13 protein-coding genes and 5 pseudogenes are annotated in these 13,291 nt (G+C 66.5%); 8 read left to right on the forward strand and 10 right to left on the reverse strand.

Annotation, left to right across the window (positions count from 1 at the left end):
- Positions 1-189: 189 nt before the first annotated feature.
- Complete coding sequence (locus tag JIX55_RS39755; RefSeq protein ID WP_257568057.1) at positions 190-408, reverse strand: helix-turn-helix domain-containing protein; 219 nt, start codon at positions 406-408, stop codon at positions 190-192.
- 697 nt (positions 409-1,105) lie between these two features.
- Between JIX55_RS39755 and JIX55_RS39760 the strand changes: the two genes are divergently transcribed.
- The 5 genes and pseudogenes from JIX55_RS39760 (at position 1,106) to JIX55_RS39780 (ending at position 3,850) form a co-directional block, all read left to right on the forward strand.
- A complete protein-coding gene (locus tag JIX55_RS39760; protein WP_257568058.1) occupies positions 1,106-1,681 on the forward strand; it encodes a helix-turn-helix transcriptional regulator in 576 nt (191 codons plus the stop codon).
- A gap of 357 nt (positions 1,682-2,038) precedes the next feature.
- Positions 2,039-2,909, forward strand: a pseudogene (locus JIX55_RS39765) (ISAs1 family transposase); the annotation flags it as partial.
- A gap of 108 nt (positions 2,910-3,017) precedes the next feature.
- Positions 3,018-3,185, forward strand: a complete 168-nt coding sequence (locus JIX55_RS39770; RefSeq protein ID WP_257568059.1) for a hypothetical protein — start codon at positions 3,018-3,020, stop codon at positions 3,183-3,185.
- Entirely contained in the window at positions 3,182-3,307 is a 126-nt protein-coding gene (locus JIX55_RS39775; RefSeq protein ID WP_257568060.1) for a hypothetical protein, read from the forward strand. Before JIX55_RS39770 ends, JIX55_RS39775 begins: the two co-directional genes overlap by 4 nt.
- Before the next feature lie 54 nt (positions 3,308-3,361).
- Entirely contained in the window at positions 3,362-3,850 is a 489-nt protein-coding gene (locus tag JIX55_RS39780; protein ID WP_257568061.1) for an ABC transporter permease, read from the forward strand.
- A gap of 173 nt (positions 3,851-4,023) precedes the next feature.
- Here JIX55_RS39780 and JIX55_RS39785 read toward each other — a convergent pair.
- Positions 4,024-4,923: pseudogene (locus JIX55_RS39785) on the reverse strand (ISAs1 family transposase); the annotation flags it as partial.
- A gap of 114 nt (positions 4,924-5,037) precedes the next feature.
- The gene (locus tag JIX55_RS39790; RefSeq protein ID WP_257568062.1) at positions 5,038-5,292 is read right to left on the reverse strand and encodes a hypothetical protein; all 255 of its coding nucleotides are present in this window, start codon (positions 5,290-5,292) and stop codon (positions 5,038-5,040) included.
- Between the two features lie 551 nt (positions 5,293-5,843).
- On the opposite strand from JIX55_RS39790, the gene JIX55_RS51615 reads away from it, so the two are divergent.
- Complete coding sequence (locus tag JIX55_RS51615; protein ID WP_443046745.1) at positions 5,844-6,191, forward strand: hypothetical protein; 348 nt, start codon at positions 5,844-5,846, stop codon at positions 6,189-6,191.
- Positions 6,192-6,199: 8 nt separating this feature from the next.
- On the opposite strand, the pseudogene JIX55_RS39800 reads toward JIX55_RS51615, so the two are convergent.
- Positions 6,200-6,993: pseudogene (locus JIX55_RS39800) on the reverse strand (IS5 family transposase).
- A 128-nt stretch (positions 6,994-7,121) separates the two neighbouring features.
- Here JIX55_RS39800 and JIX55_RS39805 point away from each other — a divergent pair.
- Positions 7,122-7,421, forward strand: a pseudogene (locus JIX55_RS39805) (transposase); the annotation flags it as partial.
- Positions 7,422-7,864: 443 nt separating this feature from the next.
- A pseudogene (locus tag JIX55_RS51620) lies at positions 7,865-8,017 on the forward strand (DUF6817 domain-containing protein); the annotation flags it as partial.
- On the opposite strand, the gene JIX55_RS39810 reads toward JIX55_RS51620, so the two are convergent.
- The 6 genes from JIX55_RS39810 to JIX55_RS39840 all read right to left on the reverse strand — a co-directional run bounded on the left by JIX55_RS39810 (position 8,002) and on the right by JIX55_RS39840 (position 13,285).
- Positions 8,002-8,184 carry a hypothetical protein gene (locus tag JIX55_RS39810; RefSeq protein ID WP_257569743.1) on the reverse strand — a complete coding sequence of 61 codons (183 nt, stop codon included), beginning with the start codon at positions 8,182-8,184 and terminating at the stop codon, positions 8,002-8,004. The pseudogene JIX55_RS51620 and the gene JIX55_RS39810 overlap by 16 nt on opposite strands.
- A gap of 221 nt (positions 8,185-8,405) precedes the next feature.
- Positions 8,406-8,897: a site-specific integrase gene (locus tag JIX55_RS39815; protein WP_257568064.1), complete on the reverse strand. Its 492-nt coding sequence runs from the start codon at positions 8,895-8,897 to the stop codon at positions 8,406-8,408.
- 78 nt (positions 8,898-8,975) lie between these two features.
- Positions 8,976-9,572, reverse strand: a complete 597-nt coding sequence (locus JIX55_RS39820; protein WP_257568065.1) for a response regulator transcription factor — start codon at positions 9,570-9,572, stop codon at positions 8,976-8,978.
- A gap of 984 nt (positions 9,573-10,556) precedes the next feature.
- Positions 10,557-10,955 carry a hypothetical protein gene (locus JIX55_RS39825; protein WP_257568066.1) on the reverse strand — a complete coding sequence of 133 codons (399 nt, stop codon included), beginning with the start codon at positions 10,953-10,955 and terminating at the stop codon, positions 10,557-10,559.
- Positions 10,956-11,488: 533 nt separating this feature from the next.
- Entirely contained in the window at positions 11,489-12,718 is a 1,230-nt protein-coding gene (locus tag JIX55_RS39835) for an ISAs1 family transposase (RefSeq protein ID WP_257568067.1), read from the reverse strand.
- Between the two features lie 18 nt (positions 12,719-12,736).
- A complete protein-coding gene (locus tag JIX55_RS39840) occupies positions 12,737-13,285 on the reverse strand; it encodes an IS630 family transposase (RefSeq protein ID WP_443046635.1) in 549 nt (182 codons plus the stop codon).
- Positions 13,286-13,291: the final 6 nt, after the last annotated feature.

Consider the following 13,291-nt stretch of genomic DNA (forward strand, 5'->3'; position numbering starts at 1 on the left):
GTCCGCATCCCTCGAGCGCGTCCAGGACCGCGTGTGCCGCCAGCGGACCCCTTCCGCGAGCAGAATCCGGCGCACCTGGGAACGGCTGACCTCGACGCCCAGGCCCCGGGCCGCGGCAGCCAGCGTGTCCAAGGTCCACTCCGAAAGCCCCGACTCGTCCGCGGCCCACATCTCGTTCGACGGCTGCGCCTAGAGCCGGCCGGGCGGGGTCTGCTTGACCAAGTCGACGATCCTTGACCGTTCGGCTTCGGTGATCCTCCGCTTGCGGCCCTGCCCGCCAAGGTCCTCCAGGCCCTCAAGCCCCAGACGGTTGAAGCGGTGCAGCCAGCGACGCACCGTCTTCTGACCACACCTCAACTCGTCGGTAATCTGCGGGACCAGCCACCCGTCCCAGCTCAGCTCCACCATCCGGCACCGCCATCCTTCGGCGCCTTTCTGGCCGACGCCAGGCGGTGGACCACCCCTTGCTCGCCCTCATTACGGCCCCGCCGTGCCTTCAGCACCATGACCCAGCACCCGTCCCCGAATACCCGCAATCGCCCCGCTGCCAGCAGCTATATCCACCGAAAGGGGAATCCAGCACTATAATAATGTCGGCTCATGCTGATCCCTACCTTTTTGATCATGTAGATCAGCCACCACGGCGGCGCAGATGTCGGCGACAGGGCGGCCCGGCCGTCGATACGGGAGTGGATCTGCCGAAGCGGCACCACTTGCCACTCGATCTGCCACTCCCCGACGGCCCGCTCTGGCCGGCGCCTGAAGCCGGGCCAGCGAGCAGCAAGCGCGCCCGCGGTGCCGGTCAACCCGATGGCGCCCTCCGACGAGTACGCAGATTCAGTGCGTGGCCGGTGTGCGGGGCACCGTACCGAACCTCCGCGCAGAACCGGCGCTACGCGCGATGACCGAAGCCGCCCGTAGGGGCATCGCAGTGTTTCCGCTGCGGGTCAGCTGAATCGTTTACTCTCGATTCAGCCGACACTCGGGAGAGGATTTCATGCTCCAGAACACTGACCGAACGACCATGGCCAGCGGCCGTCCCTTACCTATACAAAACACTGTTCTCCGAAATCGTCGGACAAACGGGCCGCACCTTTTCACCTGTATGGCGAGTCTCGACGCCGAGCTCAACATCGAAGCAGCGAACTCCGAATTCTTCCGTCATGTCGCGCGTCCCTCACGGGAAATCTGCGGGCAGAGCATCTACGACGTGCTGCACCCGAGCGCCCGCAACATCCTGCCCAAGCATTTCAGCCATCTCTCGGACGGCCATGGCGGACGATTTGTGGAGAAAGTGGTCGCGAAACGCGGCCATGACCGGGTCTTCTCGACCGAGATAACGGGCATAGCGATCCGGGGAGAGGGGGACGCCTTCTCAGGTATCGTCGTCCTGATGACCCCCCACGACGACCTGTCCGAGGCGGCCCCGGCAGCGAAGTCGACGCCTCTCCTCACGGCTCTCGACGCCCGCATCCTGGAGGGGGTCGCCACCGGCGCATCGACCGTCCAGCTGGCCTCGCGTCTGTACCTGAGCCGCCAGGGCGTCGAGTACCACGTAGGTCTGATGCTGCGCCGATTCAAGGCGCCCAACCGCGCCACGCTGGTCTCCCGCGCCTACGCGATGGGCGTCTTCACGGTCGGCAGCTGGCCGCCCCGCGTGCTGCCCGACTTCGTGAAGTGACCGACGAAGAGCGGCCGCCGGGACTGTCGGGACCGGCGACCGCCGCGGAGCCCGGCGGCCGCTCAGCGGCGGTGGCCGCCAATCCCCTCGTCGTCAGCGTCGTACCAGGCCACGTTGTGGTCGAAACCCTCTTGTATGCGGACGACATGGCGGGCGACGTTCGCCACGGCCATCTGCGTCAATGTGGCCACAGAGGCGGTCATTGGGGCCGACTGGTCCCGCGATACGGGGTCCTCCCAGGGCCTCGGCGTGTGCCCGGCTTGGAGTGGTTGATCGCAGGAGCGGGCCCCGGAAGCAGGTGAACACGGCACCTGGAGATCATGGAGTTCTCTACGCTTCAAGATCCACGAAGGTGCCGTGTTCATCCCTCCATCAATCTCCTGTAGCTGCTCCCGCGCCTCACGCGCCCTGCCTGGAGGCCCTCGGTGAGGCTGTCGCGCGGGTTCAAGTCCGTTGTCTGGTTGCAGAGTTCGAGTCGGTGACCGACCCACGAGGGGCTTGCGGGGTGCGTTACCGGATCTCCTCACTGCTGGCCCTGGTGGTCTGCGCGATGACTGCGGCGGGCCACGACTCGATCACAGCGGCGGCTGAGTGGTGCCGGCGTGCGACGCCGCAGGAGCTGGCCGCCTTCGGCCTGCCCTACCACCCGTTGCTGGGCCGCTACCGAGTCCCGAGCGAGAAGACCCTGCGCAGTGTCCTGGGGCGTCTGGATCGGGCGGCCACCCGCCGAGCCAGTTCGGTCCAGGCGCCGGGCGATCGCGGTGGACGGCAAGTACCTGCGCGGCGCGAAGCGACCGGACGGCAGCCGGGTCTTCGTGCTGTCCGCGGTCCGCCACGGCGACGGCGTCACACTCGCCTCGCGCGAGATCGGCGCGAAGACCAACGAGATCCCCGAGTTCGCACCCCTGCTTGACCAGATCGACGACACGGATCTCGCGGGGACCGTTGTCACCGCCGACGCCCTCCACGCCCAACGCGACCACGCCACCTATCTGCACGAACGTGGCGCCCACTACCTGCTGACCATCAAGAACAACCAGCGGGGCCAGGCCCGTCAACTCCACGCCCTGTCCTGGAAGGACATCCCCGTGATCCACCGCGACGACCCGGCCGCCACGAGCAATGGATCGTCCAGGTCGTCACCGTCGCGGGCCTGCTCTTTCCGTACGCGGCCCAGGTCCTGCGGATCAAGCGCCGTCGCCGTCTCTACGGTGCGAAAAAGTGGTCCGGCCGTGGCCCGGACGCTCGCCGACGTCTCGCCCGCCGAACCGGTGACGGACCCTGAAAGCCGCACCGCCTCCATACCGCTGACCGGCGGAATGGGCACGATCGCCGCGTGTCGAGCGGCCTCGAACGGCTCGGGACGACGCCGGTCGACTTCGCCGTACACCGGTCCTCGCTCGACGACGTGTTCCTCGCCCTGACCGGGAAACAGGGCGGGCCCGCGCCGGAACCGGCCGCGGCCGCGGCTGTCGTCACGTCCAAGGAGAAGCAGTCGGCATGACCGAGGCACTCAGCGACTCGTTGGCCCTCGTGGGCCGCCAGATGCGGCACATCCGCCGGAAGCCGGAACACCTGATCGGCATCACCGTGATGCCGGTGGCGTCCGTCGTCGTCCTCGGCTAGCTCTTCGGCAGCGCCATGCGGGTGCCCGGCCAGGGCGGCTACCAGGAATACGTCATGGCTGGCATCTTTGCCCAGGTCATGCTCCTGATGGGCTTCACGATGTCCTGGCTCGGCGCCCTGCTGGGGCTGGTGGTGCGCAATGTGGAGACCGTGAGCGCGGTGACAGGCGTTGCCATGATGTCGCTCGCGTTCCTGTCCAACCCGTTCGTGCCTCTGGACGGGCTGCCGCGCTGGATGCAGGTCGCCGCCGAGTGGAACCCGGTCAGCGCGGTCGTCTCCGCGAGCCGAGACCTGTTCGGCAATGAACGGGGCCCGACCAGCGGGGCCTTCCCCGCGGAGCATCCCCTTCCCACGGCACTGGCGGTGCTGGTGACTCTGCTGGCCGTGGTGATTCCGCTGCCGGATGGGCGTACCGGAATGCCGCCGCGCAGCGCTGACACCGTTCACCCGCCGCTCCGCTCGGTCACCACCTCCCCGCAACGTCGGGGTCCTGTCCCTCTCCGAAGCGGGACAGGGCTCCGTAGGAACGCCCACACTCGCTAGGGTGATGGAGATCACGCAGGTGTTGCCGTAGAGGGACGGTGAAGCACCACCTGCGTGTTGCCGTGCGTGACTTGAGGTGCAGTCGATCAATGGGCTGTTGTGGACCGGCCGAGGACATCAACTGAACGGTTGCCATCCAGGGCCGCGTTGTTCAGGTGACGTGTCCTGGTTGATCACATGATGCCGAGGGTGATCAGTGGACGGTTGGCGTCGCGGGTGTGGTGGCGGAGTCCAGCGGCGATGTTCGTCTGGTCGGCGAGTCGGAGAGCGCCGATGGCCAGGTTGTGCAGGGATGCCATGGCACGTGGAGCGGTGCCGGTGCGTACGCGGGAGGCGTCCTCGGCGTACGTGGTGTCCCTGACGTGGTGGATCTTGTTCTCGATGCCCCAGTGGTCGCGGACGCGGCGGGCGATCTCGGTTGCGTCGGCCTGCTCCGCGGTCAGGTCGGTCACCCCGTAGACGCGTTCCAGGGTGACCTTGCCGGTGGTGACGACCCGTCGGCGGCGCACGATCTGGACGGCCTGCACCGCGTGGGGGAACGCGATCCCGGTGACGGCGGTGGCTTTGATCCGGCGGATCTCGTCGCGGCCGTGCGCGGTGGCCCGCGTCTTGTCCAGGAGTGGCACCTCCCGCCATGGCAGGGCCTTCAGCCACCGGTGCAGGGTGGGCTGGTTGCCCTTGATCAGCGCGATGTAGTGGGCGTGCTTGTCCTCGACGAGGAAGCGCGCGTGGGCGGTCTGCGAGTGGAGGGCGTCGAAGGTGACCACCGTGCCGTGCAGGTCGAGCGGGGCAAGCAGGGGCTGGAAGACGGTGATCTCGTTGGTCTTGCCGTCCCCCTCGCGCTGGGCGGTGACCAGGCCGGTCCCCGTCATCGCGGCGAGCAGGTGGACCTGGGTGCCGTCGGTGCGGCGGGCACCGCGCACGGTCTTGCCGTCCACGGCGAGGGAAGGTAGAGGCTGGTCGCTGTTGTTTACCTCCTGGCCGGCGGCGCGTTCGCGCCCGGCGAGCCAACTTCCGACGGCCGTATCCAGCGCGTCGCCGTCGATGCGCTGGAGGATACGGCGCACGGTGGCCTCGGACGGGGCGACGGGGCGACATCAACCCGGATACACCGTCTGAACGACGCCGCCCTGGGTTGCCATCCGCTGTCGCCGGTGCTTCACGGGCCCGGTCGGCGCCAAAGGGGGTCATTCTTGCTCGTCGTCCCGGTGACGAGAGCCGATGCCCAGGTCGTCGCGCAACTCGTCCGGTATGCCACGGGATTGCCGCTGAGGAGACTTGAAGTACTCGACCAAGTTGATTAGGCCGAGGAACATCAGCACAAGGCCGAGGGCCCATCCCCGGAGCAGGAGGAAGTCGATGTCCCCGAGGAAGATGGTGAGGACTGTCCCGGCAACGACAAAGGTGATTCCCAGCCTTTGAAGGACAACATGAGGCTCCATACCGTTTCACTCCACTCCGCCCTGATTGTTACACCAAGGACACCAAACGGCCCCCGGCCGGGACATCGTCCCGCCGGTTGACATTCCCGCTAGATGTATCCGTCGAACGATGTAGCGGCGGGACTGTAAGACGTTCGGCTCTGTTCCGTAGTCGGTGGTGACGGGTGTCGTTGATGTTGTATGCGAGATGTCAACTCCCTTGTGGCAATGGTGTTTTCAGGGCTCTCGGCGCTGGTCATCGAGGATATGGCGGACGCCGGCGAGATGATCCGGGTCTTGGCCCGGACCCGGGAGATGTTGCCGCCGTGTTCACGTTCCCGGGACACGGCTACGGGCACGACGCGCAGGCGCGTGAGCGTGCCGCACGGGACGAGGAGCGCACGCTGAGCGAAACTGCACAGGCGCTGCGGAGCCTTGGGATCGACGTCCGTGTGGTCAGCGGCGGGTCGACTCCGACGGTGGGGCGGTGGCAGCCGGGAGAGGTGAACGAGTTGAGGCCCGGTGTCTACGTCTTCAATGACGCCACCCAACTGGCCATCGGCACATGCGGTGTGGATGATCTGGCGCTGGTCGCTGCGGCGACGGTGATCAGCGTTCCCGCCTCTGACCGCTTTGTGCTTGATGTCGGTAGCAAGGTCCTCGGGTCCGACCGGTCGCCTTGGGTGACGGGCCACGGCTACCTGCCCCAGTTCCCGCAGGGAACCATCACCGGATTGTGGGAGCACCACGCCGTTGTCCCGCTTCCGGAAGGGGTACGGGGACCACGCCTTGGGTCGCTGGTCGCTGTCGTCCCCAACCACATATGTACGCCGGTGAATCTCGCTGAGGAACTGCTGGTCGTCCGAGACCGCGAGGTGATCGACCGCTGGCAGGTGACGGCGCGAGGTGCCAATACCTGAGCATCGCATCAGGCCGAGAGCCGGCGGTAGCAGATCAGAGTCGCGGCTATCCCGGCGAAGGCAAGGAAGTGTTCAGCCTTGCGCTCGTAACGACGGTGAAGGCGACGGCACCCGGCGCCAGGCCACCGTCCGCTCCACGGTCCACCGGTGGCGGCCCAGCCGCTGCGAGGACTCGATCCCCTTGCGCGCGATGCGCGGGACGATGTTCCGGCTGCGGAGCCACCGTCGCAGGTAGTCGTAGTCGTACCCCTTGTCGGCGTGGAGCTTGGCAGGCCGTCGCCGACGCGGTCCACGGCGAGAACGGATCGGCGGGATACCCCGTACCAGGTGTTCCAGTCCCTGGCTGTCATGGGTATTCGCAGCAGAGATGCCGATCGAGAGGGGCAGACCGGACCGCTCGGTGATCAAGTGGACCTTCGAGCCTTTCTTGCCGCGATCTACGGGATTCGGACCCGTCAGGCCCCCCTTTCACGGCCCGCATGTTCACCGAGTCAACGGCACACCGCGACCAGTTCAACTCGCCGCGGGCGCCGAGCTCATCCAGCACCAGGCGGTGAAGCTTGCCCCACACCCGGGCCCGGTTCCACTCCGCGAACCGCCTGTGCGCGGTCGCCCCAGACGGGCCGAAGCCCGAAGGCAGCTGGCGCCACGTACATCCCGTCGTGGCCACGAACACGATGGCCGCCAGCACCTGCCGGTCCCTATACCTGCGTCGGCCCCCACCCTGGCGCCGCACCGGAGCGGCCGGCACCACCCGCTGGAACAACTCCCACAACCCGTCCGGTACCAGACGCTCCACCATCGCCATCACGGCCGCCAGCCTAGTGATCACGCCAGTTGAGACGATCTCTAAGGAGAACACACCGTCACCACCGACTACGGAACAGAGCCAGACGTTCGGTGTAACTCCCGATCATGGAAGATGCATCGATGACCAGTGAGAACGTGGCCGAGCAGGAGGCTGTCGAGTCGGCAGCGGCTGTGTCGGCGAAGGCCGTGGACGACCAGTTGATCGACGAGTTGGTGGGCCGTGCCCAGGCCGAGGGCCTGCAGCTGACCGATGAGGGCGGACTGCTGCAGCAGCTGACCAAGCGGCTGCTGGAGTCCGCTCTCGAGGGTGAGATCACCGACCACCTCGGCTATGACAAGCACGATCCGGCCGGCAAGGACGGCGGTAACTCCCGCAACGGCTTGCGTCACTCGCGGAAGCTGCGTGATCAAAGTGACGTGTACAAAATGCGTACTGCCCGCTCGGGCATCTCCCGAACGGGCAGTGATCAACTGGCCTGTGACCAGCCGGTTAAGCTAGAACCGCCTTCGGGATTCGAACCCGAGACCTATCATCCGGTCCAGTGCGGCGATCCAAGTTGCGCAGGTCTGGCGGGTCCAGTCGGTGGGGTCGGCGGCGTCGGGCTGTTCGCCGACGGGCCATGCTCGACGTGATCGCCCTTCTGCTGACGCACAGCACGCAGACCGGCCGGACCTACTGGGGCTGGACCACGCACGATTAAGTCGGCGACTACGTCCAGCGCACGGCCGGCCTCAAAGACCGGCTCGGCAAGCCGCTGGAGGCGCCCACCAAGGCCGGACAGATCACCGCGCTGCGGACCTTCTTTCGGGACTGCCAGGAATGGGAGTGGCTGCCCCGCCGCTTCGACCCAAAGGCACTGAAGATGTTGAAGGACGCGAACGCCGAAGGGATCGAGCACCCCGGCGGCACCCTGCTCGCCCACCTGAAGAGGGTCGAAGCCCTGCTCGCCTCGTGGGAAGGTCGCTCAGCCCTGTGGGCTGCGGGTTTGTGCCATGCCTTCTACGGCACCGACGGGCCTGGGGCTATCAGCTGGGCCAGGACGATGACACGCTGCTGCCGTCGGTCGCCTCCCAGCTGTTCCTGCTCAACCACAGCCCACACCTGGAAGACATGGACACCGCGCTCTTCGACCGGGTCCGCCGCGACCGGCTGCTGGAGGGCTCCCAGCTCAACACCCTGCATGCTCTGCAGCGGGCGGTCGCCACGCTCGGCTTCTGCGATCTATCACGCTCGACGCCTTCGCCGCCAAGGACCCGAACGCCAGCCTCACTTCTTGGACCATCTGGGCAGGCGACAACCCCGACCGGCCCACCTGGGCCATCACGAATCTTGTCGAGTGCGGCGATCCGTCCGGCGTCGAGCGCGTCGTCGACCTCGTCGAGCCGGTCCGGGACGAGATGCCCTTACACGTCGAACGTCATCGCCGCCGACTTGTGCCCGAGCACCGTCTGCACGACCTTCACGTCGGCGCCGGCCGCGATGGCGAGCGACGCCGCTGTGGGACGCAGCTTGTGCGGCGTGATGCCGAGCCCGTCGAGCCCGGCCGCCTTCACCGCGGGGTCAAAGACGCGCTGCCGGAAGTTCGAGTACCGCAGCGGCCCGCTCTCGGACGCGGTGAACACGAGCGCGTCGAGCTTCCGGCCGCCGGTGAGCTCCCGCAACTCGTCGGCGAACGACCGAGGGAGCGGCACCGACCGCTTCTCGTGGGTTTTCACCGGCCAGAGCTGCAGCACGCCACGGACGTCGGTGTACCCCTGCACGATGCGGATGCACCGGGTGTCGACGTTGACCCGGCTCGCCTTGATGGCGGTTGTCTCGGCCCGCCGGTATTCGCCGGTTGCCTCGCTGTGGATCTCCGCCTCCGTGTCGGAGTCCCACAGGCGATTGACCCGCACCCTTGTGGTGCGGGTCTTCGCACTACCGGAGCCAGCCCCGACCCAACTCCGGCTGGGCCTGCCCTCACTGAGTCTGGATCAGATCCATCCGTGCTGCCGCGCGACATGGGCAGCTTCATGGCGGTTTGCCACTTTTAATTTGACGGTGATGCTCGAAAGGTAGTTGCGTACCGTTCCGGGAGCCAGGACCGCACGCTGCGCCACCTCGTCGATCGGAGCCCCGTCCGCTGCCAGCGTGAGGATGTCCGTTTCCCGTCGGGTCAAGGGAGATTCTTCAACTGAGATTACATCGGCCATCACATCCGGGTCGACGTAACGAGCCCCTCCGTACACCATCCTGATAATGTGTGCGAGTTCTTCCGCCGACGTCCCTTTAGAAACGAAGCCCCGGGCTCCGGCTGTCATTGCTTGTTTCAAGTGACCGTGCTTCGCATTCGATGTAATAATGATGCAACGAATAGTGGGGTGGGTGCGTCGCAGATTTTTGATAACTGAGATTCCATCTGCACCGGGCATTCTCAGATCTAGAACGCAAATATCAGGGACGCACATCTTGGCAAGTTCTACTGCTTTAAGTCCATTCTCAGCCACCGCCACAACTTCGAGATCATCCTGCATGGCGAGTAAGACGGAGAGGGCCTCTAGGATCAGCTTCTCGTCGTCGGCTAAGAGCATTCTAATGGGCATGAAATAAATCTTTCACGAAGGGGGCGAATGAGAGGGGGCCGGTAGGTATCGCTGGCGGCGGACTGTGCTGCAGTTGCCCTGGTATACGCATTGGATTCGTAGGTTGCTGAACTAATCTAACTTGCCTTCGCAGGTCCTCCGACAGGGCTGGGGTGAGACTCTCATCAGCCACGACGTATCGGGCAACGGCAGCCCGCAACAGGGCCCGCGTACCTGCTAGCTCGTCTTTTATCGGAGAACTACTTCGGGGTTGAACGCGGCGTTTATCTTCTCCTGGGGCCCTTTGTCGGGATTTGAACCTCCTCGTTTTCCTCTCGCCTCCCATGTGGGCGATAAATTCCGATTTCAGGGCAGCCGTGAGAGATTTCACCCAATCTGTTGCTTCGATCGCCGGACGTCGTTGAGTCCTCTCCTGTTTCCGTGAAACCAAGCCGCCACATCCACCGCCTCCAACCAAGAGGTAACCCGAAAAGGGGCTGCATAGTCGACTGGGTATCTACGAGATTGGCGAGAAACATGCTTGCGACGGGCAATGCTGGCAGAGGCTCGGGGAAGGATGGAACGGTGATGGCGACGCGGCCCGGGAGCGGTGCGCAACCCGCAGTGGCACCAGGGTCCATGCGTGGATGCGGCTCACCCCCGTCTCGCACATGCTGCACGCGATGCTTACACAGCAGCTGCCAAGGCAGAGTTGCATGGCGAGCAGTAGCCCGAGGAAAGTCAGGTGAGACGAGGGGACGTGCGTGGAGCCGCTGGGAAGGCAGCAGTGATGACGACGGACTGCACGACGGCCGCAGCAAGGCAGGGGGCCCGACCAAGATGACCGGATCAATGACCTTCCGTTTACCCAGGCACTCAACAGCGGCTATTGATCCGAAACGGTCGGTGTTCTGGGTCGTTGATCCCTGCGTGAGTGAACTGGTGGGGGACGCACGGCAGTTGTCGCGGACCTCCCGGCCCAGATCCCTGCAGTCAGCTGTCCATTACCGCTGTCGCGACCACCACCGCGACGATCGCTGTCGGCGCGTCCTCCGATGCCTCCACGACATGGCGAACCGCCGTGGCGGACCACTGCCCGTGTGAGCGTGACGCCATATGTGTCTCGGCCGTGCGCGCGTTGGAATCTGGAAGGCCAGTCGGTGCAGTTTCGCTCCGTGCGGCAGGGCCGCCGGGCTCGCCATACCTCGTCCGGGGTGGCACGCCGGAGAACGACCGAGTCGAACCGCTGCTCGCCCCTGCCGCCGCGCCCTTCTCCAGGTGGTGGATCCAGCCCTTCGTCCTGCCCGGCTTGGCACGGCCGAAAATGCCGGCGAGTTCGGGCTCGCCGAGCGGTGCCGGATCGACGACGGTGACTTTGTCGTCGTCGGTCACATCGATCCGGCCGCAGTGCCAGTTCCACCAGCGAAGCTGTGGAGATCGCCCAGGCCGCCTTCGCCGACACCGTCGTACGCGCGCTTGTGGCATTGAGGACGGCCAAACGGGGCTGCGACCAACATGCGGTAGTAGCCCACTGCGTAGGCCTCGGGGGCCAGCCGAGGCGGTGCAGCACGAGTACGGCGGAGAGCACGATGACCTCCTCGGTCAGACCACCCAGTTGCCGCTATGACCGGTCTTGTGCGCCAGGACGGCTGTAACGATTACCGTTCGTGCGACGAACGCGGTCACCAGGGCCCACAATATTGGAGCGGAGACAGGCCTTTCCTTGAGCTTTCCGGTGAGGGGCTTATTGATCCGAAACTCAATCGGTTCTATTCGAGGGTGTAGCGGACGTGTGGGCCGCCGAAGTAGCCGCGGACGATGTGTGGCTGCCGTTGGCGGCGGTGGAAGAACCTGCGGGTCTCGGCGGCGAGTTGGGCTTGGTCGCGGGCCAGGGCCGCGTTGTTCAGGTGACGTGTCCTGGTTGATCACATGATGCCGAGGGTGATCAGTGGACGGTTGGCGTCGCGGGTGTGGTGGCGGAGTCCAGCGGCGATGTTCGTCTGGTCGGCGAGTCGGAGAGCGCCGATGGCCAGGTTGTGCAGGGATGCCATGGCACGTGGAGCGGTGCCGGTGCGTACGCGGGAGGCGTCCTCGGCGTACGTGGTGTCCCTGACGTGGTGGATCTTGTTCTCGATGCCCCAGTGGTCGCGGACGCGGCGGGCGATCTCGGTTGCGTCGGCCTGCTCCGCGGTCAGGTCGGTCACCCCGTAGACGCGTTCCAGGGTGACCTTGCCGGTGGTGACGACCCGTCGGCGGCGCACGATCTGGACGGCCTGCACCGCGTGGGGGAACGCGATCCCGGTGACGGCGGTGGCTTTGATCCGGCGGATCTCGTCGCGGCCGTGCGCGGTGGCCCGCGTCTTGTCCAGGAGTGGCACCTCCCGCCATGGCAGGGCCTTCAGCCACCGGTGCAGGGTGGGCTGGTTGCCCTTGATCAGCGCGATGTAGTGGGCGTGCTTGTCCTCGACGAGGAAGCGCGCGTGGGCGGTCTGCGAGTGGAGGGCGTCGAAGGTGACCACCGTGCCGTGCAGGTCGAGCGGGGCAAGCAGGGGCTGGAAGACGGTGATCTCGTTGGTCTTGCCGTCCCCCTCGCGCTGGGCGGTGACCAGGCCGGTCCCCGTCATCGCGGCGAGCAGGTGGACCTGGGTGCCGTCGGTGCGGCGGGCACCGCGCACGGTCTTGCCGTCCACGGCGAGGGAAGGTAGAGGCTGGTCGCTGTTGTTTACCTCCTGGCCGGCGGCGCGTTCGCGCCCGGCGAGCCAACTTCCGACGGCCGTATCCAGCGCGTCGCCGTCGATGCGCTGGAGGATACGGCGCACGGTGGCCTCGGCCGGGGCGACGGGGCGACGGGGCGACGGGGCGACGGGGCCGCGGTCCGGCTCCTGGCACGGGCCACCGAGCCGGGCCAGGACGTGCGGCGGGGCGTCGGCGGCCCACTCCGCGATCGCGGCCAGGGACTTCGCTCCGGCCAGGACCGTGCACGCCGTTAGGGACAGGACGAAGGCGAGCGGGGGGCGTTGGCCCGGGCCCCGCCGGGGATCGGGCACCTGAGCCAGGCAGGTCAGCAGGCCGGAGAGGTCATCGGGGGCGGTCGGTACGGCGCCGGTGAGTTGACCCCAAGGGCCCGGGATGAGCGAGGATGAGCGGGCAGGCACGGTCTTCCGTCGTGGTGATCAGGGACTCGACACCTCATGATCACCGGAAGTTGTGCCTGCCTCCGCGTCAGCCCCGGCGACCACCCCGCGGTCTGCCCCAGCTCCTGAAGCCCCATCAACCCGGATACACCGTCTGAACGACGCCGCCCTGGGTTGCGGGCCCGGCTGTGCATGGGAAGGCTCCGTCTTGAGGTCGGCGTTGACCAGTTCGTCGGGGTTCAGCTCCGGCGAGTACGACGGCAGGAAGTGCAGTTCGATGCGGTCGGGGTGATCGGCGACCCAGGCGCGGACCTTGCGGGAGCGGTGCGCGGAGTGACCGTCCAGGACGAGGTGGACCTTGCGGTCGAAGTGGCCTGCGAGCCGCTCCAGGAAGCGGCACATGACGTCGGCGTCGAAGGTCTCGGTGAACACCATGAAGTGCATCCGGCCCTTCGTACTGATCGCGGACATCGCGTTGACGGAGAAGCGGTTGCCTGTGCGGCGCACGACCGGGGTGCACCCCTTGGCACCCCAGGTGCGGCCGGTGACCTGGTCGGAGCGGATGCCGACCTGGTCGGCGAAGAGCACCTCACC

The organism is Streptomyces sp. DSM 40750 (assembly GCF_024612035.1).
In the GTDB taxonomy this organism is placed as follows: Bacteria; Actinomycetota; Actinomycetes; order Streptomycetales; family Streptomycetaceae; genus Streptomyces.

Excerpts from the sequence above, each read along its gene's own strand:
- JIX55_RS39780 (WP_257568061.1), top strand. The coding sequence starts at position 3,362 with ATGGCTGGCATCTTTGCCCAGGTCATGCTCCTGATGGGCTTCACGATG.
- JIX55_RS39790 (WP_257568062.1), bottom strand. The coding sequence starts at position 5,292 with ATGGAGCCTCATGTTGTCCTTCAAAGGCTGGGAATCACCTTTGTCGTT.
- JIX55_RS39755 (WP_257568057.1), bottom strand. The coding sequence starts at position 408 with ATGGTGGAGCTGAGCTGGGACGGGTGGCTGGTCCCGCAGATTACCGAC.
- JIX55_RS39760 (WP_257568058.1), top strand. The coding sequence starts at position 1,106 with ATGGCGAGTCTCGACGCCGAGCTCAACATCGAAGCAGCGAACTCCGAA.
- JIX55_RS39810 (WP_257569743.1), bottom strand. The coding sequence starts at position 8,184 with ATGCAGGGTGTTGAGCTGGGAGCCCTCCAGCAGCCGGTCGCGGCGGAC.
- JIX55_RS39775 (WP_257568060.1), top strand. The coding sequence starts at position 3,182 with ATGACCGAGGCACTCAGCGACTCGTTGGCCCTCGTGGGCCGCCAGATG.
- JIX55_RS39820 (WP_257568065.1), bottom strand. The coding sequence starts at position 9,572 with ATGCTCTTAGCCGACGACGAGAAGCTGATCCTAGAGGCCCTCTCCGTC.